The 25,926-nt window shown below is 55.4% G+C and carries 27 protein-coding genes; 15 read left to right on the top strand and 12 right to left on the bottom strand.

Annotation, left to right across the window (positions count from 1 at the left end; genetic code table 11):
• On the bottom strand, positions 1-1,029 hold the full coding sequence (locus tag BWI76_RS15020) for an isopenicillin N synthase family dioxygenase (protein ID WP_049130283.1): 1,029 nt from the start codon (positions 1,027-1,029) through the stop codon (positions 1-3).
• A gap of 270 nt (positions 1,030-1,299) precedes the next feature.
• Between BWI76_RS15020 and BWI76_RS15015 the strand changes: the two genes are divergently transcribed.
• Positions 1,300-1,575 (top strand): VF530 family DNA-binding protein, encoded by a 276-nt coding sequence (locus BWI76_RS15015; protein ID WP_049130285.1) that lies wholly within the window; start codon positions 1,300-1,302, stop codon positions 1,573-1,575.
• 41 nt (positions 1,576-1,616) lie between these two features.
• Here the strand turns inward: BWI76_RS15015 and BWI76_RS15010 are convergent, their stop codons facing one another.
• Complete coding sequence (locus BWI76_RS15010) at positions 1,617-1,805, bottom strand: hypothetical protein (protein WP_004134116.1); 189 nt, start codon at positions 1,803-1,805, stop codon at positions 1,617-1,619.
• Positions 1,806-1,876: 71 nt separating this feature from the next.
• Positions 1,877-2,086 (bottom strand): YdgH/BhsA/McbA-like domain containing protein, encoded by a 210-nt coding sequence (locus BWI76_RS15005; RefSeq protein WP_004120044.1) that lies wholly within the window; start codon positions 2,084-2,086, stop codon positions 1,877-1,879.
• Between the two features lie 335 nt (positions 2,087-2,421).
• On the opposite strand from BWI76_RS15005, the gene BWI76_RS15000 reads away from it, so the two are divergent.
• The 7 genes from BWI76_RS15000 to BWI76_RS14970 are packed head-to-tail and all read left to right on the top strand — an operon-like array spanning position 2,422 to position 7,551.
• Entirely contained in the window at positions 2,422-3,162 is a 741-nt protein-coding gene (locus tag BWI76_RS15000; RefSeq protein WP_024358097.1) for an amino acid ABC transporter ATP-binding protein, read from the top strand.
• 8 nt (positions 3,163-3,170) lie between these two features.
• Positions 3,171-3,869: an amino acid ABC transporter permease gene (locus tag BWI76_RS14995; RefSeq protein WP_004134119.1), complete on the top strand. Its 699-nt coding sequence runs from the start codon at positions 3,171-3,173 to the stop codon at positions 3,867-3,869.
• A 9-nt stretch (positions 3,870-3,878) separates the two neighbouring features.
• Entirely contained in the window at positions 3,879-4,631 is a 753-nt protein-coding gene (locus tag BWI76_RS14990) for an amino acid ABC transporter permease (RefSeq protein WP_004134121.1), read from the top strand.
• Positions 4,621-5,463, top strand: a complete 843-nt coding sequence (locus BWI76_RS14985; protein ID WP_004134123.1) for a transporter substrate-binding domain-containing protein — start codon at positions 4,621-4,623, stop codon at positions 5,461-5,463. The genes BWI76_RS14990 and BWI76_RS14985 overlap by 11 nt, the downstream gene beginning before the upstream one ends.
• A 4-nt stretch (positions 5,464-5,467) precedes the next feature.
• A complete protein-coding gene (locus BWI76_RS14980) occupies positions 5,468-5,998 on the top strand; it encodes an L-2-amino-thiazoline-4-carboxylic acid hydrolase (RefSeq protein ID WP_004134125.1) in 531 nt (176 codons plus the stop codon).
• Positions 5,995-6,750 (top strand): VOC family protein, encoded by a 756-nt coding sequence (locus BWI76_RS14975; RefSeq protein WP_064371776.1) that lies wholly within the window; start codon positions 5,995-5,997, stop codon positions 6,748-6,750. The genes BWI76_RS14980 and BWI76_RS14975 overlap by 4 nt, the downstream gene beginning before the upstream one ends.
• A gap of 12 nt (positions 6,751-6,762) precedes the next feature.
• Positions 6,763-7,551, top strand: coding sequence for a pyrroline-5-carboxylate reductase family protein (locus BWI76_RS14970; RefSeq protein ID WP_024358102.1), 789 nt, complete (start codon positions 6,763-6,765; stop codon positions 7,549-7,551).
• On the opposite strand, the gene BWI76_RS14965 is transcribed toward BWI76_RS14970, so the two are convergent.
• Positions 7,548-8,504, bottom strand: a complete 957-nt coding sequence (locus BWI76_RS14965; protein WP_004134130.1) for an AraC family transcriptional regulator — start codon at positions 8,502-8,504, stop codon at positions 7,548-7,550. The genes BWI76_RS14970 and BWI76_RS14965 overlap by 4 nt on opposite strands.
• Before the next feature lie 108 nt (positions 8,505-8,612).
• Between BWI76_RS14965 and BWI76_RS14960 the strand changes: the two genes are divergently transcribed.
• Entirely contained in the window at positions 8,613-9,812 is a 1,200-nt protein-coding gene (locus tag BWI76_RS14960) for an MFS transporter (RefSeq protein WP_004120066.1), read from the top strand.
• 217 nt (positions 9,813-10,029) lie between these two features.
• Here BWI76_RS14960 and BWI76_RS14955 read toward each other — a convergent pair whose 3' ends face one another.
• From BWI76_RS14955 to celB, 3 genes are read right to left on the bottom strand one after another with little or no spacing between them, the layout of a single operon-like run.
• Complete coding sequence (locus BWI76_RS14955) at positions 10,030-11,385, bottom strand: leucyl aminopeptidase family protein (RefSeq protein ID WP_004134353.1); 1,356 nt, start codon at positions 11,383-11,385, stop codon at positions 10,030-10,032.
• Between the two features lie 3 nt (positions 11,386-11,388).
• Positions 11,389-12,342: a N(4)-(beta-N-acetylglucosaminyl)-L-asparaginase gene (locus BWI76_RS14950; protein WP_004134354.1), complete on the bottom strand. Its 954-nt coding sequence runs from the start codon at positions 12,340-12,342 to the stop codon at positions 11,389-11,391.
• 4 nt (positions 12,343-12,346) lie between these two features.
• Positions 12,347-13,666 carry a PTS cellobiose transporter subunit IIC gene (gene celB / locus BWI76_RS14945; protein ID WP_004120071.1) on the bottom strand — a complete coding sequence of 440 codons (1,320 nt, stop codon included), beginning with the start codon at positions 13,664-13,666 and terminating at the stop codon, positions 12,347-12,349.
• 154 nt (positions 13,667-13,820) lie between these two features.
• Here celB and BWI76_RS14940 point away from each other — a divergent pair, with 154 nt between their 5' ends.
• Complete coding sequence (locus tag BWI76_RS14940) at positions 13,821-14,669, top strand: hypothetical protein (RefSeq protein WP_024358104.1); 849 nt, start codon at positions 13,821-13,823, stop codon at positions 14,667-14,669.
• Positions 14,670-14,808: 139 nt separating this feature from the next.
• Here the strand turns inward: BWI76_RS14940 and BWI76_RS14935 are convergent, their stop codons facing one another.
• Positions 14,809-15,138 carry an NIPSNAP family protein gene (locus BWI76_RS14935; protein ID WP_004136323.1) on the bottom strand — a complete coding sequence of 110 codons (330 nt, stop codon included), beginning with the start codon at positions 15,136-15,138 and terminating at the stop codon, positions 14,809-14,811.
• 288 nt (positions 15,139-15,426) lie between these two features.
• Here BWI76_RS14935 and BWI76_RS14930 point away from each other — a divergent pair, with 288 nt between their 5' ends.
• The 5 genes from BWI76_RS14930 to ompC all read left to right on the top strand — a co-directional run bounded on the left by BWI76_RS14930 (position 15,427) and on the right by ompC (position 21,131).
• On the top strand, positions 15,427-16,236 hold the full coding sequence (locus BWI76_RS14930) for an ABC transporter ATP-binding protein (protein ID WP_004136324.1): 810 nt from the start codon (positions 15,427-15,429) through the stop codon (positions 16,234-16,236).
• Positions 16,237-16,260: 24 nt separating this feature from the next.
• Positions 16,261-17,217 carry an ABC transporter substrate-binding protein gene (locus tag BWI76_RS14925; RefSeq protein ID WP_024358106.1) on the top strand — a complete coding sequence of 319 codons (957 nt, stop codon included), beginning with the start codon at positions 16,261-16,263 and terminating at the stop codon, positions 17,215-17,217.
• Positions 17,214-18,221 carry a FecCD family ABC transporter permease gene (locus tag BWI76_RS14920; RefSeq protein WP_064371775.1) on the top strand — a complete coding sequence of 336 codons (1,008 nt, stop codon included), beginning with the start codon at positions 17,214-17,216 and terminating at the stop codon, positions 18,219-18,221. Before BWI76_RS14925 ends, BWI76_RS14920 begins: the two co-directional genes overlap by 4 nt.
• 427 nt (positions 18,222-18,648) lie before the next feature.
• Entirely contained in the window at positions 18,649-19,155 is a 507-nt protein-coding gene (locus BWI76_RS14915; RefSeq protein ID WP_004136330.1) for a hypothetical protein, read from the top strand.
• An 890-nt stretch (positions 19,156-20,045) separates the two neighbouring features.
• Positions 20,046-21,131 carry a porin OmpC gene (ompC, locus tag BWI76_RS14910; protein ID WP_004136332.1) on the top strand — a complete coding sequence of 362 codons (1,086 nt, stop codon included), beginning with the start codon at positions 20,046-20,048 and terminating at the stop codon, positions 21,129-21,131.
• 119 nt (positions 21,132-21,250) lie between these two features.
• Here the strand turns inward: ompC and BWI76_RS14905 are convergent, their stop codons facing one another.
• From BWI76_RS14905 to BWI76_RS14890, 4 genes are all read right to left on the bottom strand, one after another.
• On the bottom strand, positions 21,251-22,513 hold the full coding sequence (locus BWI76_RS14905; protein WP_004136334.1) for a PTS galactitol transporter subunit IIC: 1,263 nt from the start codon (positions 22,511-22,513) through the stop codon (positions 21,251-21,253).
• 87 nt (positions 22,514-22,600) lie between these two features.
• Positions 22,601-23,596: a 2-hydroxyacid dehydrogenase gene (locus BWI76_RS14900; RefSeq protein WP_004136336.1), complete on the bottom strand. Its 996-nt coding sequence runs from the start codon at positions 23,594-23,596 to the stop codon at positions 22,601-22,603.
• Positions 23,597-23,612: 16 nt separating this feature from the next.
• Positions 23,613-24,374, bottom strand: coding sequence for an SDR family NAD(P)-dependent oxidoreductase (locus BWI76_RS14895; protein WP_024358109.1), 762 nt, complete (start codon positions 24,372-24,374; stop codon positions 23,613-23,615).
• Between the two features lie 11 nt (positions 24,375-24,385).
• Complete coding sequence (locus tag BWI76_RS14890) at positions 24,386-25,924, bottom strand: FGGY-family carbohydrate kinase (protein WP_004136338.1); 1,539 nt, start codon at positions 25,922-25,924, stop codon at positions 24,386-24,388.
• Positions 25,925-25,926: the final 2 nt, after the last annotated feature.

The raw sequence follows: 25,926 nt of genomic DNA, 5'->3' as shown, positions 1-25,926 counted from the left end.
TTAAACGATCAATTGCTCGGCGCGTTCGCGAAAAACATCCTGGTAGTAGCGTTCGGCGACATCAGGATGCGAACGCAGACGCCCTTTCAGGTAATTCCAGCCCACTTCGCGTAGCAGCGGGTTTTGCGGGTCGCTATCCGGTCCGAGGGCTTCGCGGGCCAGCTCGTCAGGTAGGGTGTAGACGGGGACCACGGCATCCAGCTGGGCGCCGAGGAAAAAGGCTATCGACAGCCGCTGCTGGTCGGCGGGCGGCGAAACGACCCGGTGCACCGTTGCGCGCAGATAGCCATTGGTCGCCAGCTCCAGCAGTTCGCCGATATTCACTACAAAGCTGCCCGCCAGCGGGGTGGCGTCAATCCAGCGGTCGGGGGAGACTTCGACCTGCAATCCTTTCTGCTCATCCTGCAACAAGAAGCTGAGGAAACCGGAGTCCTTATGCGCGCCAACGCCCTGGGCGCTCTGGGTTTCCTGCTGGCCGGGATAGCGGATTAGCTTGATATGTTCGTTGGGTTTTTCGCCGTACAGGCCATCAAAGGCATCCAACGGCAGGTGCAGCGCTTCGGCGAAGGCGCGCAGCAGGGTGATCCCAACCTGGGTCATTTCCCGTTGCCAGGTTAACAACGTTGGTCTGAGCGAGGGCAACGCCTCTGGCCAGAGATTCGGCCCCTGCAGGCGCTGCCAGCGCGGAGCGCGTTCGTCAAGCCTGAGCGCCGGACGTTCGGCGCCGATATCGAACTGCTCGCGCCAGTCGGGCTGACCGCGGGTTAATTCCGACGCGGCGCGGTTGTAGCCGCGAAAATGTGGGGAGTGAATCATCGCCACGCTCTGCTTTTGAGCGTCGGGAAGGGCAAAAAAGGCGCGGGATTGCTCCTGTACGGCCTGCTGCAGCGACTCATCAACGCCGTGGTTGATCAGATAAAAGAAGCCGATATCGCGGGCGGCGTGGCGCAGGTCGGCGAGAAACGCCGCTTTTTCAGCGGGATCCGCGTAGCGGGCCAGATCCAGTATCGGTAAAGTTGTCGCGTTCATTGTGTTCTCCGAAGGCGGTATTCAGATGTTTTCGTCGGTACAGGTCCAGGGTTCGGGGACAACAACAGCGCATGATCGATTCCTCAGTCGGGTGGTTGAAGCCAGCTTGCCTTAAGCGAAAATATTCAACCAATAACGTTCTTTTCTAATTTATGACCGAGGAGGGTTCTGTGCTTTTGCGAATTTTGGATAAGGGAGAGGCGGGGCGGTTGCGATTGGCGTCTGGAGCCAGTATGGTGAGCAAAATTTTTAATTCAGGTAAAAGACGCAATGCAGCACCCAAACGATCCTCTGCACGGCATCACGCTGGAGGCGCTATTAAACGCGCTGGTCGCGCAATATGGCTGGGCCGAACTGGCGAAACGCATCAACATTAACTGCTTTAAAAGCGATCCGAGCATTAAATCGAGTCTGAAGTTTTTACGCCGCACGCCGTGGGCGCGTAAAGAGGTGGAAGCGCTGTATATTGATTCGCTGTCCGGTGCAGAGACAGCAAAAGAGGACGCGCCGGCGGATAATCCGTGGGCTCACTGGCAGAAAAAGTAAGGCGCGCAGCGGATAATTCCGCGCGCGCCTTGCGCTGTGTGTTACTGAAGATTGCCTGCGGTCAGGCTCTCTTTATCAAAGGCATGGCTGACATCTATATGATTCTGATGCACAGACGTATCGATATTTGAACCTGCCTCCGGGCGCGCAAAGCTATTCTCTGCGGCCATCGCGCCGGACGAGAGTGTAGCAGCCAGAAGCAGTGCGGTGACTACGCCGATATTTTTCATGTTGTGTTCCTTATTTCATCGTGTTGTCGCTGTCGCCTGTTTCTTGCGGCGGCCCGGCAATGTTGTCGATTTTATTTAGTCAGCTCAGCGGTCATATGTACGCGGTTATTGAACTGTGCGCTGGTGATTTTGTAGGACGCGCCTTGTTCTGCGGCCTGAGCGGCAATTTTGGCTTCTGCGCGGTCCAGAGTGGACGCGCTGGCGCTGATGCTCTGGGCAAAAGAGCCGAAAGAGATCAGGGAGAGAGCGGCAACTGCAACGAAAGTTTTGATGGATTTCATGGTCGTATTCCTTAAGTGTTTTATCAGTGTTGGAGCGTTGTTGCCCCGATGTGATAAATGATAGGCCAACATGGTGATAATGAAAATCGAAACAATTTGCTCTCATCATTCAGTAAATTTGAATGATAAATGACGGTTTCCGCCATCCTGTTTTGCTAAGAAGATCTGATTACAATCCCGCCTCATTGTCATAACAAATATATAAAAAGTTATTTTTTAACTTTCGATAGACTATTTTCTTGTTTGCTATCGTCTGAACCCCGGCAATATAGTTTTTACACAGCAATCAATGCCGATAAGCAGCGGTTTTTTAAATCCTTCACGACTATCTCATTATGATGACTCTCAATAAGATCAGTAAAAGTTTCTCCGGGGAAAGCGTACTAAAAGAGGTATCGCTTAGCGTTAATTCCGGTGAGATTATTTGCATTATTGGCCCCAGCGGCTCAGGAAAAACCACGTTGTTGCGCACGCTTAATTTCTTAGAGCCCGCCGATAGCGGGAAAATAAAAATAGATGATGTGGCGCTGGATTGCGCAACGGCGGGGAAAAAAGAAATTGAAAAACTACGCGGTAAAACCGCCATGGTTTTTCAGTCGTGGAATCTGTTTCACAATCTTACCGCAGTGCAAAATATTACCGAAGGATTGATTTACGCTAAAAAACGTCCGCGTCAGGAGGCGCTCAATATTGCTGAGCGGCTTTTAAAGCAGGTGGGTTTGCTGCATAAAAAAGACCACTATCCCCACAGTCTTTCCGGTGGCCAAAAGCAGCGTATCGGGATTGCGCGCGCGCTGGCGATGAGCCCCGCCGTGCTGCTGCTGGATGAGCCGACCTCCGCGCTGGATCCTGAAAAAGTGGGTGAGGTGCTTGAGCTTATTCAGACCATTGCCGCCGCGGGCCAGACGATGATCATCGTCACCCACGAAATGGCGTTCGCCCGCCAGGTCGCTTCCCGGGTGATATTTATGGAAAACGGCGAGATTGTCGAACAGGGTCCGGCGGAACAGATATTTGGCGCAGCCCAGCAGGGCCGCACCCGGGCTTTCCTTGCGCAACTGCACTATCACGCCTGAGGCTGAAGATGAACAATAACCCGCTGTTTAGCTGGCAGGATATTGCCGGGATACTGCCGAAGCTGCTGGAAAACCTGCCCGTGACCCTCGGGATAGCGCTGGCGTCGCTGCTCCTTGGTTTGACGATCGCGCTGCCGATCGTGGTGCTGCAATTTAGCCGCATTAAGCCGCTCAGAGCGGCGGCAAACGGGTATACCGACATTCTGCGCGGCGCGCCCCTGGCGCTGCTGATCCTGCTGTTTTTCTTCGGCGGCAAATTAATCCTCACCGCGCTGTCGCTGCCGCCGCTGCTGATTAGCGATACCACCTTTGCGATTTTGTCTATTTCGGTCAGCATTAGCCCTTATTTTGCTGAAATGATGCGTTCAGCATGGGGCGCGGTGGATAGCGGCCAGAAAGAGGCCATTACCAGCCTGAATATCCCCTGGCATACCGGGCTGCTGCGGATCATATTCCCTCAGGGATTCATTATTGCCGTCCCGGTGTTTGGTAATCTTTTAATTAACCTGGTGAAAATGACTTCACTGGTCAATATCATTGGCATTGTTGATATTTTTGGTCGCGCGCAAAAGATTTCGCAAAATAGCTATGGAGCTAAACAGGTGGCGGCCTTTATCAGCGTTATTATCGTCTACTGGGTACTGAATAGTTTTATTCTCTATTTGACTACTCGTATTGAAAAGAAATATCAGTTCCTGCTGGAGTGATAGATAAACATGTTTAGCCTGACGTTCATTCGGGATAATTTTACTTTTATATTAAGCGCGTTGCCGGTCACGCTGGCGATAACATTATTATCATTGCTGTTTTCCACGCTGCTGGGCGCGGCGCTGGCGTGGGCGATTATTCGTCAGATTCCGGGCGTTCAGGTTGCGGCGAAGGTATTCCTCTCCTTTGGCCGTTCGGTCCCGGTACTGGTGATGCTGTATTTCTTCTTTTACGTCTGGCCGTGGGTGGCCGTCGGGCTGTTTGGCGGCCCGCAGGACACTATGTTCGGCTATAAACTCTCGCCGCAGGCGGCGGCGGTCACTGCGCTATCGTTGATTTTCAGCGCTTATTTCGCTGAAACCTTTCGCGCCGGGTGGAACGCGGTTGATAAGGGGCAGCGGGAGGCAGCATGGTCAATTGGGCTAAGCGGATTCACGCAGTTCCGACGCATTATTTTGCCGCAGGCGGCGGTATCCGCGTTGCCGAATTTTACCAGCGTGCTGATCGATCTGATTAAAGACACCTCGCTGGTTTACACCATCACCGTTGTTGATCTGATGGCGAAAGCCAATATCGCCGCCGCGCGCGGGTTTCATTTTGTCGAAGCCTATTGCGTGGTGCTGGTGATTTATATCCTGCTGTGCCTGGCGATTGCCAGAGCATTGCGCAGTGCAGAAACGTTTCTGAGCGCCCGCTGGCAAGGAAACGGACAAAAAAGTGGTCCACGGTTATCATTTTGGGGAAAGTATTTTGAAAAATAAAATATTACTGGTGAGTTCGCTCGCGTTGGCAATGGGAATTACCGGCGCGCAGGCGGTTGAGAAAAGCGCTAATGCCAAAACGGTTGAGGTGGTCGTCAATGCTAACGGTTTTCCCTTTAGCTTTGTTGACGATAACAACAATATTACCGGTTACGATGGCGACCTGTTAAAGGTGCTGGACCAGCGGTTAACCGACTATACGTTTCATTTTAATGCGGTCTCGCGCGACGCGATGATCGTCGGCCTATCGACCGGCGCCTATACCCTCGCGGCGGATCACTTTTATCTCACCAAAGAGCGGGCGGAAAAATACGACCACTCAGACGAGCCGACCGGGATCAGCGATTTGCGTCTGATTGTGCGTAACGATGAGAACGATATTCATAACCTTGGCGATCTTGCCAGCGGTAAGAAAAAACTGGTGCCGATCCACACCTCCGACGCCCGGTATACGGTGATTGAAAACTACAATAAAAAACATCCGGGCCAACAAATTAACCTCCAGCCCAACGGCGAACAGTCCGCCGCCGATATTTTCAAAGCCGTGGCCTCCGGAGAATACGATGCGGCGATTTATCCCATTGGCGCGCTGCTGGCGCTAAATAAGGCGCTAAATCTAAATCTGAAAGCTTCGGATTCCGTCGGCCTGTTTCCTAACGTCTATTTGTATAAAAAGAATACCGACCCGCAGCTGATCAAAGCGATTGACGCGCAGCTGGTTGCCCTGAAAAAGGACGGCACGCTCGCTGAGCTCTCGCGAAAATGGTACGCCGAAGATGTGTATGCCCTGCCGGGCGCCAGCGACGTGAAAGTGAATACCGACTGGGAATAAGCGCATGACGCCAATAAGTTCCGAAACGGCGCATAACGCCGCCAGCTTAAACGATGAGGTGACCCTGGCGCTGCGCGCCATTACTGAAAAACGCGCGGCAACCATCGGTTATTTGTTGGACGAAAGCCGCCAGCGCCAGATCGCCGATGATTTTGCCCGCGAGGCAATACGTCATTATGGCCGCGATCTCGGGTATAAGATCCGCGCGCAAATGGAGGATGAACGGGATTTGCAGGCGTTTGCCGGGCTGTTTACCCGCGGTCTGGAATCTCAGGTTTATGAGATGGAACCCGTCAGCATCGGCCGGGCCGAGTTTATCGTGCTGTTTCACTACTGTCCTTATGTCAACTGCTGGCGGCAGCAGGGGCGAGGCGCCAGCGACATTGCGACGTTGTGCGATATCTGCATGGAAGGCGATCATGCATTAACCGACGCGTTTCCGGGGCTGCATTTAGAGGTGCAGACCGCGCTGGCCCGCGGCGATGCCGCCTGTCGGCTGCGTTTTTATCAGGCAGAGGAGCGGGAGGGAGAATGACAACCTTAACGTGGGACCACGCGGTCCAGTTTGTTAATCAGCCTGAAGCGGCGATAGAGGCGCTGAGCGGGCAAAAGCTCAACGCGGTGGCCGGTGGGCGCCATCCGGGCTGGGGGACCCGGAATGCGCTGAGCTATTTCGGCCTGACCTATATCGAATTTCTGGCGATTGCCGATGGCGCAGAGCTGCTCTGCGCCGCAGAGACGTTTTTACTCTCCCGGGATGCCTCACGGCTGCTGCCGGAAAATGAAGCGCTGTATCGGGTGGCGCTGCGTAGCGACGATATTGCGCGCACGCATGCGGAGCTACATCAACAGGGCCTGCGGGTTTCGCCGATCGTCAACGGCCAGCGCAACGATCCGCAGGGCAACGTTATCAGCTGGCGGATCTTCACCATTGACGGCGACTTTGATGGCCTGGTCTATCCGTTCGTTCTGCAATGGGGCGAAGAGGATGACGCCCGGTTGATCCGCCTGCAGGCCCAGGGTCTCGCTGCGCCGCATCCGCTGGGGGAGATAGAGCTGCAGCGCGCGGTTTTTGCGGTTCACAATCCCCGGGCGGTACGCGACCGCTGGCAGCGGCTGTTTGGTTTTACCCCGCAAGGCGAACTCGGGCTGGAGGTGGGCGGCCGTGAGTTTATCTTCCGCCACGGCGCGGCGAACCAGCTGACTGAACTGGTGTTTCGCGTTGCCGAACCGGCGCTTAAAGGCCGGCGCTTTCGCGTTGGCAACGGCGAATATCTCTTTGAATAAGGAGCAGGAACGATGGCAAAGATCCATTTTATCGGCGCCGGACAGATGGCGGAGGCGATTATTCGCGCGTCATTAAGCAACGGCGCACTGCGGGCGGACGCGATCTCGCTGGAGGATATCGACAGCGCGCGAGCCGAGCATCTGTACGCCCATTATCGGTTGTCGGGCGACGGCGGCGTAAACGAGGCCTCTTTGCTGGTGCTGGGGATCCGTCCGCAGGACGATCTGGCGGGGGTGGCGAACCGCGTGCGCGCGCAGCTTAACGGTTTGACGACGGTGGTTTCTCTGATCGCGGGAGTGACCCTGGAAAAGCTGGCCTCCTTGTTTGGCGAGGCCACGCCGATTGCCAGAGCGATCCCCAATACCCTGACCGATACCGGATTTGGCTATAGCGGCGTGACCTTAAACGCTCACGCCAGCGCGGCGGAAATCGAACCGTTTCTGCGCGGCTTTGGCAAGGTACTGTATCTGCCTGAACGGCTGATCGACATCTTTACCGGCTTTGCTGTCGCGGGCCCCAACTATATCTACTATTTTATCGAGTCCTTTACCGACGCCGGCGTGCTGGCGGGGCTATCGCGACCCCAGGCAACGGAGGTGGTGCTGGAAAATCTGCTCGGCGCGGTCGAGATGCTGCGCCAAAGCCAGAAGCATCCGCGCCAGCTGTTGGATATCAATAATTCCCCGGCGGGAGTCGGGATCCACGGTCTGTACGAGCTGAATAACAGCGATTTTGCCGCCGGGCTTCAGCGTAGCGTACTGGCGGCGGTCAGGCGAACCCGTGAACTGGGACAGCGCTAAGCCTCTTGCTCCCGCGCCGGCTCGCGCAGCGCGCCCGGTGCTTTTCCGATAATGCGTTTAAAGGCGCGGCTGAAGGCGGCATGGGAACTGTAGCCCAGCCGGAAGGCCACTTTTTCCAGCGCCTGACCCTCATGGGAAATGTACTGCACCGCGAGGCGCATACGTAGCTCGGTCAGATAGCGGGCGGGCGTGGTGCCGGTGGCGGAGAGGAAACGTTCAGCAAATACCGAACGCGAGATCCCCGCCTCGCGGGCCAGATCCTCGACTTTCCAGTTAATGCCGGGCTGCTGATGCATCACGTAAATGGCCTTGGCCAGCTTAGGGTCGCGCAGCACCTGCACCCAGCCGGTGGCGTTGCCGCAGCCACACTCCACCCAGCCGCGGACAATCAGCGCGGCGACCACATCGGCCAGCCGCGCCAGTATACCGGCGTAGCCCGCCTGCCGAGTGAGGCTTTCGCGTTCCATCGCCGCCAGCATCGGCGGGATCTCCGGGCGGCTGGTCAGCAGGCTGCTGACCATCATCACTTCGGGCATCGCTTTGACCAGCGGCTGCATGCCGCCCAGCTCAAAGTCCATACAGGCGCTAAAGATAATGGCGCTGTCGTTTTTCGCGTCGTCGCACGCGTTTTTGACGCAGCTTACCGAGTCGCAGACCGGTTCGCTAGGCAGCCTGGACACATTCACCACCGCCGCCTGGTCGTCGGAGAGCAGCACGTGGCCATCGCCGTTGGGAATAAACAGCGCATCGCCGCTCTGCAGCATCAGGCGCTTGCCGCTGACCATGCGCAGCAGTACCGGCCCCCGGCTGATAAAGTGGAACTGCGCTTTACCGGGCACGAAGCCGAACTCGACGCCGAACGGGCGGGAAGTTTCGATGCGCCGGTAGTTGACGCCGGACAGGCGCATGCCGCGCAGGAGTTCGCTGGTGAGATCGAGGGCGTGCTGAGTCATAACATCATTCCCGGACGAATTATCAATAATCAAGGAGTATGCATCATAGATCGTCCGAACAGAAGCGCTTAACCTTAACGAAATGTTAATTGTTCTGGAGAGATGTTTATGAGTTCCTGCATTGCAGCTGAAGAGAGCCAGGCTAACGCCAGGCCCGCGTGGCGCGCCGTCTATGCGCTGGCGCTGGGGGTGTTTGGCCTGATTGTCGCCGAGTTTCTTCCTGCCAGTTTGTTAACGCCGATGGCGGCCAGCCTGGGCGTTAGCGAAGGTATGGCGGGGCAGGCGGTGACCGCGACGGCGCTGGTGGCGTTAGTGACCGGGCTACTGATCACTACCGCGACGCGAAATATTGACCGCCGCTGGGTGCTGATGTTCTTCTCGGTTTTGCAGATTATCTCCAGCATGATGGTGGCCTTCGCCGGTTCGCTGGAGTTTTTGCTGCTGGGTCGTCTGCTGCTGGGGATCGCCATCGGCGGCTTCTGGTCGATGTCGACCGCGACCACCATGCGCCTGGTCCCGGCGGCGATGGTGCCGAAAGCGCTGGCGATTATTTTTTCCGCCGTTTCAATCGCGACGGTGGTTGCCGCGCCGCTAGGCAGCTATTTCGGCGCGCTGATCGGCTGGCGCAACGTGTTTCTTATTTGTGCGCTGCCGAGCGTGGTTGCGCTGCTCTGGCAGCTGTGGGTTCTGCCCTCCATGCGTCCGGAGAGCGCCGGCAGCTTCGCTACGCTGTTTAAGGTACTGCGCCGTCCCGGTATGATTGGCGGGATGCTGGCGACCATCCTGATTTTCAGCGGCCATTTTGCTTTCTTTACCTATCTGCGCCCGTTCCTTGAAACCGTGGCTCAGGCCAGCGTCGAAGGGGTCTCCTTGATCCTGCTCGGTTTTGGGGTAGCGAACTTTATCGGAACCTCGATTGCCGGACATCTGTTAGCCCGAAGCCTGCGCTTGACGCTGGCGCTGGTGCCGCTGGCAATGAGCGTGCTGGCGCTGATGATGGTGGCGTTCGGCCACGTGGCGCTGCTGGATGGTCTGCTGGTGGCGATGTGGGGCTTTGCTTTTGGCCTGGTGCCGGTGGGCTGGTCGACCTGGCTTGCCACCACGGTGCCGGATGAAGCGGAAAGCGCCGGCGGCCTGCTGGTGGCGTCTATTCAGCTGGCGATTAGCGCCGGTGCGGCTGGCGGTGGGGCGGTGTTCGATCTCAACGGCGCGAGCGGCGTTTTTGTCGGCAGCGGCGTGCTGCTGGTCAGCGCCATGGTGATTGTGCTGTTTGCGGTAAGAGTCAAACCGGTTGTGAGCGAGGAGTAGGGCATTTCCCGGGCTACGGATCCTGCTGATTTTGTAGCCCGGACAGGTGCGCGAGCACCGCCTCCGGGAAATTCTGCTACTCCGCGCTCTTCCCCCGGGGGCGGCGCAGAGCGCCTGCCCGGGCTACAGGACCGCAGATTGCGGGTAATCCGTAGCCCGGGTAAGGCGTTTTCGCCGCAACCCGGGATAGTGCGCGAACATCGCCTCCAGGGAGACATTAAATCTCGCCGATATCGTCGAGCAGATGTTGAATCAGCAGCGGAATCGGCCGGCCGGAAGCAACGCTTTTGCCGCCTTCGCGCCACAGCGCCGTGCCGCTGACGTCGAGATGGGCCCAGGGGATCTCCGGTGGGCAGAAATGCTGTAAAAGCCAGGCGGCGGAAGCGCTGATCGCCGCATTATTGCCCGGCGTGTTGCACAGGTCGGCAATGGCGCTTTCGGTCTGTTTCTTCAGCCTGCTATCCAGCGCTTTAACCACCGCGCCGGTCAGGGTTGCCATATCGATAATATAGCGCGCCTGCGGATGCCGCTGGCTGGCCCAGGCAATGGCGTCGGAAAGCACCAGCCGACCTTCGGCGTCGGTGTTATTGATCTCTACCGTCAGACCGTTACAGGCCCGGGCGACGCTGCCCGGTTGCATAGCGTCGGGACCAATCGCGTTTTCCGCCAGCGCCAGAACGCCCATCGCTCGCACAGGTAGCGCCAGCTCGGCGATGCTCAGCATCAGGCCGAGGACGTTGGCCGCGCCGCACATATCGTACTTCATGGTGTACATCCCGGCGCCTTCCTTCAGCCACAGCCCGCCGGTATCAAAGGTGACGCCTTTACCGACGTAGCAGCGAACCGGGCCATCGCCGCCACCATCATAATGTATCGCCAGCAGGCGCGGCGGACGCGCGGACCCTTTCCCCACCGCATGCAGCAGGCCGAGCCCCTGTTCAACAATCGCGTTTTCATCGAGTACTTCGCAGCGCAGAACAGGGATATCGATGCACAGACGCCGGGCCTCGTCCACCACGTACTGCGGGGTACACTGCTCCGAAGGCAGATCCGCCAGCCGTCGTGCGGCAATCATGCCGTGCGCGATCGCCTGCTGTTGACGCACAAGGGTTTCCAGCGTCGGCCGCTGTTCAGGCAGGGCGTAGAGGGCGAGCTGGCGCAGGCGTGGCCTGACGGCTTTCACCTGATGCAGGCCTAAGTCATCAAGCTGCCAGTCGAGGTTAAACAGTTCGCGCAGCGCTTTGGTTAGCGTGCCGTTGCTCTGTTCCAGCGAACAGTCGAGGATAAGCGCTTCGCTCAGCGGCTTTTTGCATAGCGGCCGCAGCGCCTCGGCCAGGCCGTCGTTCAGCGCATCCTGCCACAGCGGCCGCGGAATAAGGGTGATGCGCGCGAAGGGGGAGCAGCCGAAGCGGGTATCCGCCACCTCGCCGCGGGCGGCCTGTGCCACCATTTCCGCGAGCAGGGGACTTGAGTTGAGGGGGGCCTGGGTTAACAGCGTGCTGCCGGGCCAGGTCACCAGATGCGCGCCATGGCAGGCGCTATCCAGTCGGTTGATAAAGCGGTAATCCAGCATGACTTACTCCTCGATGGGGGCGCGAATACGTGCGGCGTAGGCCTGCATCCATTCGTCGTCCACCGGACGGTAGTGGGTTTTCTCCTGCACGCGCTCGGCGCAAAACACGGTGAGCGGCTGGGTCGCGCTGGCGACGACAAAGGAGAAGGTTTTGATATTGGTGGCGGCGCCGAATTCGCCGCGGCGGTTCATGCACACCACCGAAAGGTCGCCCGCGCGGCCAAAGCGCGACATCAGTTTGTCTTCCAACTCGTAGACTACCGAGTCCGCCGCCTGTTGCGGCGTCATTCCCTGGGCCATGCGCCGGACGATTTCGTAGCTGGCGCAACCCTTCATCAGATCTTCACCGACGCCGGTGGCCGTGGCGGCGCCGGTCTCGCTATCGCAGTAGAAGCCTGAGCCGATAATCGGCGAATCGCCCAGCCGCCCGCGTTTTTTCATAAACAGGCCGCTGGTGGAGGTGGCGACGCTCATGGAACCCTGTTTGTCGAGACCGATAATGCCCACGGTATCGTGGCCGTCGTAGGGGCTGAGGCCTTTATCCAGCGTTTCGCGGCAGCGTTTGCGGTAGTGCTGCATGGCCCGCTCGGTCAGCATTGATTTGGCGGCGAAGCCCTGGCTTATGGCCCACTCTCGGGCGCCCTGGCCAACCAGCAGGCTGTTATAGCGCTGGCGGCTGAGGGCGTGGGCGACTTTCACCGGGTTGGCGATATCCACCAGGTTGCCGACCGCGCCGAAGGCCAGGGTATCGCCATCCATAAAGGCGGCATCCAGTTCGACCTCGCCGTTTTCCGTCGGCAAACCGCCGTAGCCTACCGATTTGTACAGCGGAAAATCTTCTACCGCCGCCACCGCATTGACCACGGCGCTGGCGGTGTCAGCGCCGGAGGCCAGCGCCGTCGCGGCTTCGGTTACGCCTTCCAGCGCCATTCGCCAGGTGGCAATCATTCCCCACATTGGTTTACTCCTGTTTAGCAAGCGTGTTGTCCGTTTCGGCTCGGGCGGTGATTTCCGCGGCGCGATACTGCTTATCGACGATGCGCATGAAGGGCAGGTACAGCATGGCGCCAATCAGCAAATTAAGGATCTGCATCACGCTGCCGCTAAGATGCCCGGTGACGATAAAACCGCTGATCACCGGCGGCAGCGTCCAGGGGATAAAGACCCCGGTGGTGACGGCCACTGCGCCGATTTTCATCGCTGCGTACTGCACGGTGACCAGCACTAGCGGCACGAGGTTAAACGGGATCAGCATGATCGGGTTCATGATCACCGGCAGGCCAAAGAGGATAGGCTCATTGATATTAAAAATGGAGGCGCCGGCGCCGAGGCGGGCGACTTCGCGCATATTTTTGCTGCGGGCGAAAATCAGCATCGCAATGACCAGCGACAGCGTTGCGCCCGCGCCCCCCATCCAGATCATGTCGAAGAACTGCTCGGTAATAATGTGCGGCGGAGTGACGCCAGCCTGAATAGCCGCGATGTTATCGGTCTGATTTTCCATCCACAGCGGACGAATAATGCCGTTAATCATCGAACCGGAGTTGATGCCGACCGACCATAGAATGGTAATGCTGAAAACGGTCATCAGCGCGCCGAAGTAGGAGGTACCGTAATGGCGTACCGGCGAGGCGACGACTTCATAAATAAACTGGTGGATGGTGGCGTAGTGGGTGTGCTCAAACCCGATACGAATCGCCAGGATCAGAATCATTACCAGCAGCGCCGGGATCAGCGCGGCGAACGACTCCTGTACCGCGGGCGGCACCCCGTCCGGCATCTTAATCACCAGCTTCTTGCGCTTAAGCCAGCAGAACAGTTCGGTCCACAGCAGCGAACCGATCATGGCGACGAATAATCCTTTGGTGCCGATCCATTCCACGGGGATCACCGTGATGCCGCCGTTTTCAGCGACTTTAATAAATGGCGTGAGGATCAGAAACCCCACCAGCGAAAGGATGCCGCAGGAGATGCGGTCATCGCCGTAGTGCTCCGCCAGACGATAGGCCACCAGGAAGCTGATAAACAGCGACATCGTCGAAAAGACCGCGTTGAACGGAATTTCGATAATCGCGCTCCAGCTGGCGCCGAAGGTGCTGGCCATAAACTGCTGATAGCTCTGGTTGGGGAACGACGAGATCACCAGCAGAATAGAACCGACAATAATAAAAGGCATAAATGAAACATAGGCGCCGCGAATAGCGCCGAGGTGACGCTGTTGGGCGGTTTTCGCCGCCAGCGGCATCAGTTTGGCTTCAAGAAATCCCAGAACATTGTTCATTGTGAACTCCGTACAAGATCGACAGGGGATGAGTGTGTTATCTATGGCGGATTATGAGAGAAAGCGGTGGGCTTAAAGGTGAAGCGGTTCACATTGTGTTCTCTACAATAATATATATCTCATATGATTGGTTATATTTTCTGTCGAGGATCGTATGGAAATTAAGCTGCACGCCAACGCAACCACCACGCCAAGAACGCGCAAATATCTTCAGGAATCGACCAAAAGCGACCGCGAACTGGCGCAGGAACTGGGGATTTCTATTACTACGGTGCGCCGCTGGCGCAACCGCAGCCAGATTTCCGATAACCACACCACGCCGCATTTGATACACAAAGTATTGAGACAAGAGCAGGAGAACCTGATAAATGCCCTGCGCGATGCGCTGCGCGCGCCGCTGGATGAGCTGCTGTTTATGGTGAATGAGGGGCTGGGCATCGCCATCTCTCGGGCCACCCTGAACCGCTATCTGCGCCCGGCCCATGAGGGGCGGAAAAGCGCCGCGCCGCAGGGAAAGAAAGCGTTAAAGGCAGGGATGCGCGCCGATACCCTGACGCTGCACTACCGCCAGCTTGCGCTGTCGATGGACGACGGTGGTGAACATCATCTGCTCTGGGCGCAGGAGCCGATCAGCGGCTGGTGCTTTGGCCGCATCTATTCGGGGATCTCGCCCGCGCTGGTCGATAGCTGGCTGAGCCAGGCGCTGGACGCCTGTCCGGCGCGGATACAATGTCTTGAGATTTATGCTCATGCCGGCTTTCAGCCCGCGCGCGCGGATCTGTCGTGCGCAACGGTGGCGATGGCGGAGAGCGGGGCGGTGCAGCTTAGCGAGCGATTAGCCGACGTTATTCCGGCGCTGGACGAACCGGATGCGACGCTGCAGCGGCTGTGCGCGCTGTGGAACCAGGGACGGACGCAAAAAAAGCTCGGCAACAACACGCCGCAGGGCTTTCTTGCGTCGCTGAATCACAACTCATGGCGGAGTCAGGGGGACGCGCAGTAGCCGCATTTTTGCCGGGTTACACTGACTCATCGTAGGCCCGGTAAGGCGTCGGCCGCCAGCGGGCAACGCCTGCAACCCATGAATGTCTGCGCCAGAAAAAACGAACCGCCGCCGGCTCAGCCGTTGTTGCCCGCGCGGGTCAGCCGTTTCGCAGGCCATCAATCGCGCTGTCGCTCAGCTCCATCACCGTTTTTACGCTGACGCTGATTTTATCGATGATGGCCTGTCGCGGGCCTTCGCGCCACGCCGGGCTACGATAGAAGCGCTCCTGCGAGGTATTTAAATGCGTCAGGTCGTCATAGGCCCGTATCAGATAATAAGCGTCGTTGTCCTCGACTGAGTTGCCGAAGGCGACGATATCCATGCCGGCTGCACGGTGGCAGGGCGCGCTTTGTTCTTTCATTAGCCGGTGAAAATCGTTCCCGGAACCCGGTTTAAGGGTATAAAGCAAAAACTCTACCGTTTTCATCCTGACATTTCCTGTGCAAATCCGTTGAAGGTTGCAGCAATACACCACAGCGCCGTGCTGAGCACAACTCCCCATGTTTCGGCGCTTGGCTTTGGCCAGCCCCGAAGAGCAGTTGCAAATCATCGTTAATAATTGTTATGTTATAATATAACAATTAAAGCATTATAAAATATGTGACTATTCACCTTTCTTTTTAAATGATAATGATTATCATCTATTTTCTGAGGTGAAAATGAACAAGAGAGTGCGTTTCGCTAATCCGCGCTTAAGAGCAAGGGAGAACGGCTAATGGAGGAGAGTTTGACAAAGGGTGGTACGACCAATGTCCCGGTGCTTAGCGTCAGTATCGCATCGTTGCCGCGTCCCGGCGGCGGGGACATTCTCGCCGACATTCATTTTAGTGCCGGTAAAGGGGAGTGCCTGGCGGTCATTGGCCCGAACGGCAGCGGAAAAACCTCTTTATTGCGCGCGATAGATCATGAACTGACGGTGCGGGAGGGCGACGTTCGCTTATATGGCCGCTCCGTCTCCGCATTAACCCGGCAGCAGCGGGCCCGGCAGATAGCGGTACTGGCGCAGAACGACGCCCCCGATATGCGTCTGGCGCTTGAGGATTATGTCGCTCTTGGACGTATTCCCCACGCCCGGGATATGTCACGGCGCGAACATGAAAGCATCGTAACCCGGGCGATTAACGATACGGGATTGCAGAAGCTGCGCACGCGCTCGCTCTCCGCGTTATCCGGCGGCGAGCGACAGCGGGCGGCGCTGGCGCGGGTGCTGGCCCAGTCGCCAAAACTGGTGCTGCTGGATGAACCGACCAACCACCTCGATCCGCAGGCCAGGGTGGAACTGCTGGCATTAGTGAAAAGCCTGGGGATCACGGTCGTTGCGGTACTGCACGATCTTTCCCTGATTGAGTCCTTTGCCGACCGGGTTTTGCTTTTATCGCAAGGGCGCGCCCTGGCCTGGGACGTGCCGGAGCGCGTACTGGTTTCAGAACGGCTTTACCCGGTCTTTGGCTTGACCAGCTTTACCGTACCGCATCCCGAAACGGGGAAGGCGCTGCGGATTTTCGAGGTTCCGGGCTATGCGTAATACATTATTGAAGGATAACGAAGCATGAAAAAAGGGTTTGCAGGCATGATGGCGGTTCTTTCCATTTCAGCGGCGAGCGCGGCTGATTTCCCCGTCACTATTGAGAGCTGCGGAACGCCGGTGACCTTCACCCAGGCGCCGAAAAGGGCGGTTATACACGACCTGAATATGTCTGAAATGGCTTTTGCTCTCGGGTTGCAGGACCGCATCGTGGGCTTAACCGGCATTACCGGGTGGTACAAAATGACCCCGGAATTTAAACACCAGATGGGAGCCATTCCCGAGCTGGCGCCAAAATATCCCTCTCTGGAAACGCTGCTGGCGGTGAATCCTGATTTCTTTTTCGCAGGCTGGAATTACGGCATGAAGGTCGGCGGCGAGGTCACGCCTTCCGTGCTCGATAAATACGGCATCAAAACCTTTGTGCTGAGCGAGAGCTGCGTCTTTACCGCGGAGCATAAACGTAAAGCGAGTATGGACCTGCTGTACAACGATGAGCTGACGCTGGGCAAAATTTTTGGCAAGCGGCATGAGGCCCAGACGCTGGTTGACGGCTGGAAGAAAGCGCTGAACGCGTTGCCTAAGCCGCCGCGGGGCGTACAGCCATTGAAAGTGTTTGTCTATGACTCTGGCGAAGATAAGCCCTTTACCAGCGGGCGGTACGCCATGCCGACCGCGATTATTGAAGCGGCCGGAGGGAAAAACGTGATGGACGGCCTGGAGATGAGCTGGGGAACCACCTCCTGGGAGAGCGTGGCGACGGCGGAGCCTGACTTTATTATTCTTCTCGATTATCAGACCGGCAGCGGCGCTGATTCGCTGCGCCGTTTCCTCGAAAATCATCCGTTAATGAAGCAGACACCGGCGGTGAAGCAGCAGCGCTACCTGAAGCTGCAGTATGCTGAATTGACGCCCGGCCCGGCGAATATCAACGCGGCGGAAAAGCTGGCTCATGCGCTGTATCCAGCGGCTAACCAATGAGGGGCACTCAATTTCGTTACTGCTGGGCAATGTGGGGCGCGCTGCCGCTGTTAGCCGGTTTGATGCTGCTCAGCGTTGCCAAAGGGAGCGTACCGTTATCGCTAGCCCAGGTTCTTGGAGCCTTGCGGCTGCTGGATGTGCCGGTATCGGAGATGATCGGGCGTATTGTCATTGATTTACGCGTGCCGAGAACGCTGCTCTCGGTGCTGGCGGGCGCCGTGTTGGCCATCGTGGGCGGCCTTTTACAGACCACCACGCGCAACGATCTGGCCGATCCTTTTTTATTTGGTCTCTCCTCCGGCGCATCGGCGGGCGCGGTGCTGGTGATTACCCGATTCGGCGAGCGGCTTGGCGCGCTGACGCTGCCGGTATCGGCATTCGTTGGCGGCCTCTGCTCGGCGGTGGCGGTGATGCTGCTGTTTCATTTTAAAAAGCAGCGCGGCGCCGAACACTTAGTGATTTGCGGGTTGGCGATCTCCTTTTTATTCGGCGCGCTGACCAGCTATCTGATTTTCTCCGGCGATCAGCGGGCCGCCAGTTCGGTACTGTTCTGGTCGTTGGGAGGGCTCGGTCTGGCGCGCTGGGATAATTTACCGTATGCCGTATTCAGTCTGCTGTTTCTCGGCGCGTTCGTACTGTTACGCTGGCGCTCGCTGGATGGCTTACTGGCCGGCGAGCAGACCGCGCAGTCGCTGGGTATTAACGTTGGCCGCCTGAGAATAGAGGTTTTTTTCTGCTGCGCGCTGGCCACCTCGCTGCTGGTGGCTTTAACCGGAGTGATTGGTTTTATCGGCCTGATGGTGCCGCATATGTGCCGCTACTTTTCCGGCGTCAAACATCTGTTGCTGCTTCCTTTATGCGGCCTGTGGGGGGCCGTGCTCCTGTGCGGCGGCGACATTGTCAGCAGGACGCTGTTGGCCCCGCAGGAGCTGCCGATTGGGATCATTACGGCCGGAATCGGCGGATTGTTTATCATTATCCTGCTTGCCAGAAACCGGGCGTAAACTTCTTCGCGCCGTGTCATCACCCGGCGCAGACTTAAACGAATGGCAAATAAACATTGGTAAAATGAATAAACGCTTTACGTTCCTTCGCGGGTAGTCTTGTTAATGTGGAATAATATTTCGATAAATATATTTATTTGATTTAATCAATCGAATTTACATAAAATATCAGTGTATTATTCTGCTTATTGCGCTTATTCCGATGTCTAATGAGAAAATTCTTAAAATAATGATTGATTGGATCGCCCTGCGCGGGCTGACGCAAAATTAATCAGCGCGGTTATTGCGGGATTTTTCTGAAAAGCGCGCGTCTGGACAATAAATATTAAACAAACTTATAATTCACCCACTTCACTCATGGGTAAATCCCCATGGCGCGTATTTTCGCCTTTTTATAAGGATTATTCGGCTTTCGTGAGGGAAAGGAATGGTGACGATTGTCAGCCACAATCATTTTTTTAAAAAAGCCATGCGGCTGAAAATAAATGACGTAAAAGCGGCGAAGCAGGCGAATCTGGTCGATTTGTGCTTAACAAGGTACCCAACCAGCAGGCGCGCGCAGTTTCATTTTCTGATTAACAGCTTTGAAATGAAAAAGAATTTTGTTTGCTTTAAGGTCGAAGATAATATTGTTTGTTTGATAAATAAGAGGCGCACCGCGCATATCGCCAATATCATCGACAGGGTAACTGACGGGATCCCGGTGGGGGAAGATATCACTTTAACAGAGCGAGAGTTTCAGTATATTTTTGTAATGAAGTTTAACGTGCTGGCAAAGGATTATCCGGAACTGCTCGGCATTTCACCGAAGGCTTATAGCTGCAATAAAAGAAAAATAATTGAAAAGTTTGGCTTTCATTCATTTCATGCGCTACTGGCGCTGTCTAATTATTTACACGCTTTTTCGCTGATCGATAAATTCATGCCGGAGTAATTGCCGCACGTTACCGTTATCTGTGCACTTTCATTTTATTTTTCCGCCTGCGGCGCTTTTCAGGATGGACACGTTGAGCCAACGTGTCTCATATCATTACCCGGAACCGGTGAAGAGGGATAACCACTCTCCAGGGCTTCATTTGCTTATCTGATCGATGGTTTGAATCAAACTCAGCCGTTTAGCCGTCTTTTCACCTCTCTGGCGATGTCGGCTGGCGACTCCCGCCCAGCCTTCGTCCCGCCGTCATCGGCCTTAACATATTCGCCTCCATCGCATTCCGATAGGCATAATCCTTTGGACTCTTCCAGAACTATATTTATTCATCACTTCCCCATCCCTTGAAAAAACTGTCGTGACTATCCCTTTCACAAAAAGATTAAACAAACCTTAAACCGCAGTGCTATAATTTCCATGAGTTTTGTCAAGAAATCAAAATAACGTAGAGGGTACCCATAACACCAGGTTTTATTTTAAGAAGAAAAGTCTGAATATACCTTATAGAGGGAGTTATGGAGAATGAATCTGTTTATGGATGAGAATGTTCGCATTGATATTAAAATTATAACTATATGATTTTGCTGTCATTTAACAAAATACAATCTTTAATTTATCTTATCATTAGAATTTACTTATAGAAAATCGCCTCCTTTAGTTAAATCTTCTGGTTTAACCGGTTGCAACGGATCTTATTCAGAATAATTACAGGTCAGCGGTAAAATTAATTGATCAAGGTCAATTAACAACCCCTGACGCCGTCACAATTATCGGAATTGGCATAAAAACCAGGAACTTTTAATTTTAAGTCTCTTTGCGAATTATCGCATAATAGGTTCGCTCAGAAGGCATCTGAGATTTGATATTTTATTAATAGTTAGGGGCGAAATAATATGAAATTAAAATTACTTACAGTGGCCGTCTCTACACTTCTTGCTGCAGGAACCGTGCAGGCAGCAGAGGTGTATAACAAGGACGGAAACAAACTCGACCTCTACGGGAAAGTGACCGGCCTGCATTACTTCTCCAGCGATAAGTCTGAAGATGGCGATCAGACCTATGCGCGTCTGGGCTTCAAAGGTGAAACGCAGATCAATGACCAGCTGACCGGCTACGGCCAGTGGGAATATAACTTCAGCGCCAATAACGTTGAAGGCGACAATTCCGGCGACAAAACGCGTCTCGCCTTCGCTGGCCTGAAGTTCGGCGAATATGGTTCACTGGACTACGGGCGTAACTATGGTGTCGCCTATGACATCGGCGCCTGGACCGATATGCTGCCGGAGTTCGGCGGCGATACCTGGACGCAAACTGACGTCTTCGCCACCGCGCGTACCACCGGCGTTGCTACCTACCGTAACAACGGTTTCTTCGGGCTGGTTGATGGTCTGAATATCGCCGTACAGTATCAGGGTAAAGAAGAGGGCAACGGTCGCGATTTGGCGAAACAGCATGGCGATGGCTGGGGTCTGGCCTCTACCTATGAGTACGAAGGTTTTGCCGCAGGTGCAGCCTACGCGGCGTCCGATCGTACCGATGCGCAGGTTAAAGCGGGTCGCGACAATCCGAACGCATACGCCCGCGGCGAGAAAGCGGAAGTATGGGCGGCCGGTCTGAAGTATGACGCCAACAACCTCTACCTGGCGACCACCTATGCTGAAACCCGCAATATGACGAAGTTCGGTAGCGGCTATATCGCCAATACCGCGCAGAACTTTGAAGTCGTGGCCCAGTATCAGTTCGATTTTGGTCTGCGTCCGTCCATCGCCTACCTGAAATCGAAAGGCAAAGATCTGGGCCGCTACGGCGACCAGGATCTGGTTGAATACCTTGATGTCGGCGCGACTTACTACTTCAATAAAAACATGTCTACCTATGTGGACTACAAAATCAACCTGCTGGATGAGACGAAATTCACCAACGATGCCAAAATCAGTACCGACAACATCGTTGCCGTGGGTATGACCTACCAGTTCTAAGCACAGACGTCCATTGTGCCATGCCTGCCAGCTTACCCTCCTGGCAGGCATTTTTAATGGCGGGCGGGGCGAAAAAGCCCGACGCCGTTTTCCGCGCCGGGTAGAGTGAGAAGGGCGATTTATGGCGCGGTACTGAAAAACTCGCCGAATTTTAGCGCCAGCCAGCCAACCGGCGTGGTTGCTCCGCCAACGATATTGGTAATTTCAGACATGCCTTCCGGTACCGGAATATGAGAGTTGACCGCGGCCTGGGTATACTCGTGCGAAATATCCGTCCCAACGTACAAAATACAACTGACCACCAGGGTGCCGGTAATGAACATGCGAAACATGTTGCGCTTGCAAAACGGCGTTACCATTGCCAGCAGGAACATCAGTGAGGCCAGATCGACAAACGGCAGCACGCGGTTGCCCGGCAGAATAATCGCCAGAACCACCGCCATGGGGATCAACAGCAGTCCGGTCGCCAGCACCGAGGGTTCGCCTATAAGCAGCGCGGTATCCATGCCGATATAGAAGTCGCGGTCAGGAAACTTAGCCTTCAGCTTCGCTTCGGCGGCGTCGCGCACGATCAGCAGGCCCTGAACCAAAATTTCGATCATTTTCGGCAGCAGCAGCATGGCGGCGGAAACTTTAATCGCCAGCGAGACCGCAGCGGAAACGTCGTATCCCGCAAGGAAGGCCAGCAGCAGTCCCAGCACGAAGCCCAGAGTCAGCGGTTCACCAAAGACGCCGAATTTTTTATTAATACTTTCCGGGTCGAAATTAATTTTATTGATCAGCGGGATCTTATCAATAATGTAGTTACAGGCAATCCCAAAGGGGACGTAGGTTATACAGGTAAGATGGGGAAACGAAATCCCCTGGAGATTATAGTTTTTTTGTAAATAGGGAGCGGTTAAATCCGCCGCCAGCAGGGTTAAGATAAATATACCGAAGGTGATACCGACGGAGAGCCAGTAGTTACCGGTTCCGGCATACACCACCGAACCCATAATCAGGAAAATCCAGTAGTTAAATATATCAATATTTACCGTTTTGGTTAATTTCAGCAGCAGCATGGCGATATTGATAACGATAAACCCCACCACCACCGGCAGCATCAGCGGCGAACCCCAGCCGATAGTCGAGGCGGTCGGCCAGCCGGTATCCACCACCGTCAGGTGCAAACCGATACGCTCGACCATGGCCTGCGACGCCGGGCCAAGGTTGGTCAACAGCAGACCGATCACCAGACCCACCCCTTCAAAACCGATCCCCACCAGCATCCCGGCTTTAAATGCGGTGCCCACTTTTACGCCAAAGCACAGTGCGATAATAAAGAATATTACTGGCATCATTACTGATGCCCCCAGACTAATAATGCTGTTGATAATATCCATAATATTTCCTTAAAAGGCGGCCGAATTGGGCGCGAGCGAACCCGTGCCCAATGGGCCCGATAAAAGCGTAACTGGCTCTTTTAATCGTTAACCGATTTTTTTCAGCAAGATCTCAGAAAAAAGCTTCGGTGAATTGCTGAAGGCATCAATAGTACTGCCGGCGATATGCGGCGTTATCGTGACGTTATTCAGCGAATAAAACGCGCTATCGTCCGGCAGGGGTTCATCATCAAAAGTGTCGAGGGCGGCGCCCATGATTTTACCCGCCCGAAGCGCGGCAATCAGATCGGCTTCGTTAATGAGGCCGGAGCGAGCCGTGTTGACGATAATGGCGCTCTCCTTCATCAAGTCGAAATGATGCGCGTTGATCAGGTTTTCGGTTTCCGCCGTCAAGCGGGCGTGCAGCGAAATCACATCCGCACGTCGAACCAGCTCATCAAGAGAATCCACCTTTTCATAGCTGTCATGGCCAGCGACGTACTTATCGTAAAAGATAATCTCGCTGCCAAAACCGCGCAGGAAGCCAGCCACCAGCTGAGCGATATGCCCCAGCCCGACCAGACCTACCACTTTGCCGCCCAGTTCAGGAATGGCCCGGTGGTTAGGGCTCTCTTTGCGCCAGAACTTATCGCGCAGCGCATCGTGCGAGCGGGCGATGTTGCGCATCTCCGCCAGAATCATGCCGACGGTAAACTCAGCCACGCTGCGGGCATTACGCCCCGGCGTGTTCATCACTTCAATCCCGCGCGCTTTGGCCTCCGCCTGATTAACGTTTTCAATGCCGCCGCGCAGCACGCCGACGTATTTAAGCTTTGGCAGCTTGTCGAATACCGCCGCGTTAACCGGGGCGAACTGGACTATCAGGATCTCCGTCTCCTCAGCGCCCTGAAGCAGGGCGGCAGGCAGCGCCAGCGCCTCTGAACCTTGCTGTTCCACCAGCAAATTATCCTCCTGCAGTTTTTCAATCGACTCGTGCGACCATTCGCGCACTTCCACTGCAATACCTTTATCTTTCAGCGCGTTCAGACCCGCGTCCATCATCGCTGCATTGATAAAAAGATCGGCAATTGCCAGACATTTCATAGACATTCTCCATAAGTTAACGCATCAACATACCGCCGGTGACATCCAGAGTCGCTCCCGTCATATAGCTGGTTTTCGGAGAGACCATGAAGACGCCGATATCGGCAATTTCGTGCGGCTGGGCCACCCGGCCTACCGGAATACGGCTGACGTAATAGTCAGGATTCTGTTCAATGTTTTTACGGATCATCGCGGTATCCATAATGCCGACGGCGATGTTGTTGACATTGATTTTCTGTTTCGCCACTTCGCGCGCCAGCGAAATGGCGAATGCCACCAGGCCCGCTTTACTGGCCGCGTAATGAGCATGACCGGTGGTCGAACCGTGAAAGGCCGCCTGAGAGGTGATATTCAGAATGCTGCCGGCCCGATCTTTCGCCAGGCAGTGGTTTACAAACAGCTGGCTCAGGTGGAATACCGCCTTCAGGTTGATGTTCATCACCTTATCCCAGTCCTGTGGGGTAATTTCAGTAACGTAGCCGCTCAGCCAGATCCCGGCGTTATTGACCAGAATATCGGCATTTCCCAGGCGGTCGATACAGGTGGCGAACAGATTCTCACGGCTTTGCTCGTCGGAAAGATCGGTTTTCACCGCAACGATCTCGACGTTGGTAGTGCTTTTCACCGTTTCGACCAGCAGTTCAGGGTGCTCGTCTTCATGCATATAGGTGAAGCAGATATTGACTCCTTCTCTGGCGAGGGAAAGGACAAACTCTTTGCCGAGGCCCGTAGCGCCTCCGGTAACAATAGCCGTGCGGTGGTGTAAATTCAGATCCATACTTTCCTCGCTTAATGCGTGATGTAGTTGCTGCAGCTTTTCCACGGAGACTGCATTTCCGCTAACAGATTTTTGTAGAGCTGATACTTATCCTGATAGACCTTGTTGTTGTCGGGGTTCGGCGTGACGGTTCGCGAGACGCGCACCATTGCATTTGAGGCGTCGAAAACGTCATCAAACCAGCCAACCATCACCGCCGCGGTCATCGCGGTGCCGAGCGTGCCGTGCTCTTTCACGTCGACAATTTCCAGCGTGGACTGAAAAATGTCGGCAAATACCTGTAACCAAACCGGAGAGTGGGTGACGCCGCCTGCAATCCGAATGGTGCGGCTTAACTGTGGGTTGATGTTGCGTAAACGTTCGGTGTGATAAAGGTGGCTGAAGGCGACGCCTTCATAGATAGCGCGCAGAAAATGCGCTTTTTTATGGAAACTATTCAGGCCGATAAACCCCGCAGAAGCATCCGGGATGGTGTTAGAGCCGAAGACAAACGGGAAGAACAGCAGGTGGCTCTCAGCGGGCGTCGTTGTGGAAACCAGCTCATTGCACAGATCGTAGACGGACATACCTTGCGCGGAAGCGGCCGCGCGATCGCCCTCCATAAAGTTATTGATAAACCACTCCAGATTGCTGGCGGAAGTGGGGCTGGCCTCGGTGATTAGCCATTTACCCTCAATCGGATAGATCGAGGTCATAAACAGATCCTGGTCAATAACCGGATGGTCGGTCACGTATTCGTTAATGCTCCAGGTCCCGGTAATAATAGCCAGCTTATCCAACGTATTGATCCCGGAAGCCACGGAAGAAGCCGAGATATCAAAAACGCCGCCGGAAACCGGCGTCCCGGCGCACAAACCGGTCAGCTGCGCCACCTCGTCGGTTATGTAGCCGCAGCAATCGGTGGAGCGTTTAATCGGCGGAAGCTTGTCGCGCAGATCGCCGAGCCCCCACCAGGCCAGCAGCGAGGCGTCATAGTCGCGGTCGCGAACGTTAATCAGGTTGGTTCCTGAGATATCGGTAAGTTCGAGAAAAGCTTCACCGGTCAGGTAAAAACGAATCAGATCTTTGACCATGAAAATGTAGCGCGCTTTGTTCAGCGTTTCCGGCTCGTACTCTTTTAGCCAGGCGAGGAGGGCGACGGGCTGCCCGGCCCAGATAGACTGCATGGTTTTGGGCAAAATATCGCTAACGAACGTCGGCTCGCGGTACCACTTTTCAACCCAGGCCTTAGCCCGGCTGTCGGTGGAGATAATTCCGTTGCGCACCGGGGCACCGGTTTCATCCACCATATACAGCCCGTTGCCGTGGCCGGTTACCGCCACGCCTTTGATTTGGCTGGCGTCGATACCCGACTGCGCGATGGCTTTTTTAATGACTTCAACGTTAGCCGCCCAGAGTTCGTTGATATCGCGCTCGGTATGAAATTCTTTTGGCGTCAGCATTTGCGTTGACTGCGACGCGATAGCGACCACGTTGCCGCTTCGATCGTAAATCGCCGCTTTTGTAACGGTTCCGCCATTATCAATGCCCATGACATAGTGTTCTTTCATTC

The organism is Klebsiella sp. M5al, assembly GCF_002090195.1.
GTDB lineage: Bacteria > Pseudomonadota > Gammaproteobacteria > Enterobacterales > Enterobacteriaceae > Klebsiella > Klebsiella grimontii.
The sequence above is the reverse complement of the archived record's forward strand: the minus strand, read 5'-3'. Positions and strand labels throughout refer to the sequence as shown.

Coding starts and splice junctions, on each gene's coding strand:
- BWI76_RS15020 (WP_049130283.1), bottom strand. CDS start 1,029: ATGAACGCGACAACTTTACCGATACTGGATCTGGCCCGCTACGCGGAT.
- BWI76_RS15015 (WP_049130285.1), top strand. CDS start 1,300: ATGCAGCACCCAAACGATCCTCTGCACGGCATCACGCTGGAGGCGCTA.
- BWI76_RS15010 (WP_004134116.1), bottom strand. CDS start 1,805: ATGAAAAATATCGGCGTAGTCACCGCACTGCTTCTGGCTGCTACACTC.
- BWI76_RS15005 (WP_004120044.1), bottom strand. CDS start 2,086: ATGAAATCCATCAAAACTTTCGTTGCAGTTGCCGCTCTCTCCCTGATC.
- BWI76_RS15000 (WP_024358097.1), top strand. CDS start 2,422: ATGATGACTCTCAATAAGATCAGTAAAAGTTTCTCCGGGGAAAGCGTA.
- BWI76_RS14995 (WP_004134119.1), top strand. CDS start 3,171: ATGAACAATAACCCGCTGTTTAGCTGGCAGGATATTGCCGGGATACTG.
- BWI76_RS14990 (WP_004134121.1), top strand. CDS start 3,879: ATGTTTAGCCTGACGTTCATTCGGGATAATTTTACTTTTATATTAAGC.
- BWI76_RS14980 (WP_004134125.1), top strand. CDS start 5,468: ATGACGCCAATAAGTTCCGAAACGGCGCATAACGCCGCCAGCTTAAAC.
- BWI76_RS14975 (WP_064371776.1), top strand. CDS start 5,995: ATGACAACCTTAACGTGGGACCACGCGGTCCAGTTTGTTAATCAGCCT.
- BWI76_RS14970 (WP_024358102.1), top strand. CDS start 6,763: ATGGCAAAGATCCATTTTATCGGCGCCGGACAGATGGCGGAGGCGATT.
- BWI76_RS14965 (WP_004134130.1), bottom strand. CDS start 8,504: ATGACTCAGCACGCCCTCGATCTCACCAGCGAACTCCTGCGCGGCATG.
- BWI76_RS14960 (WP_004120066.1), top strand. CDS start 8,613: ATGAGTTCCTGCATTGCAGCTGAAGAGAGCCAGGCTAACGCCAGGCCC.
- BWI76_RS14955 (WP_004134353.1), bottom strand. CDS start 11,385: ATGCTGGATTACCGCTTTATCAACCGACTGGATAGCGCCTGCCATGGC.
- BWI76_RS14950 (WP_004134354.1), bottom strand. CDS start 12,342: ATGTGGGGAATGATTGCCACCTGGCGAATGGCGCTGGAAGGCGTAACC.
- celB (WP_004120071.1), bottom strand. CDS start 13,666: ATGAACAATGTTCTGGGATTTCTTGAAGCCAAACTGATGCCGCTGGCG.
- BWI76_RS14940 (WP_024358104.1), top strand. CDS start 13,821: ATGGAAATTAAGCTGCACGCCAACGCAACCACCACGCCAAGAACGCGC.
- BWI76_RS14935 (WP_004136323.1), bottom strand. CDS start 15,138: ATGAAAACGGTAGAGTTTTTGCTTTATACCCTTAAACCGGGTTCCGGG.
- BWI76_RS14930 (WP_004136324.1), top strand. CDS start 15,427: ATGGAGGAGAGTTTGACAAAGGGTGGTACGACCAATGTCCCGGTGCTT.
- BWI76_RS14925 (WP_024358106.1), top strand. CDS start 16,261: ATGAAAAAAGGGTTTGCAGGCATGATGGCGGTTCTTTCCATTTCAGCG.
- BWI76_RS14920 (WP_064371775.1), top strand. CDS start 17,214: ATGAGGGGCACTCAATTTCGTTACTGCTGGGCAATGTGGGGCGCGCTG.
- BWI76_RS14915 (WP_004136330.1), top strand. CDS start 18,649: ATGGTGACGATTGTCAGCCACAATCATTTTTTTAAAAAAGCCATGCGG.
- ompC (WP_004136332.1), top strand. CDS start 20,046: ATGAAATTAAAATTACTTACAGTGGCCGTCTCTACACTTCTTGCTGCA.
- BWI76_RS14905 (WP_004136334.1), bottom strand. CDS start 22,513: ATGGATATTATCAACAGCATTATTAGTCTGGGGGCATCAGTAATGATG.
- BWI76_RS14900 (WP_004136336.1), bottom strand. CDS start 23,596: ATGAAATGTCTGGCAATTGCCGATCTTTTTATCAATGCAGCGATGATG.
- BWI76_RS14895 (WP_024358109.1), bottom strand. CDS start 24,374: ATGGATCTGAATTTACACCACCGCACGGCTATTGTTACCGGAGGCGCT.
- BWI76_RS14890 (WP_004136338.1), bottom strand. CDS start 25,924: ATGAAAGAACACTATGTCATGGGCATTGATAATGGCGGAACCGTTACA.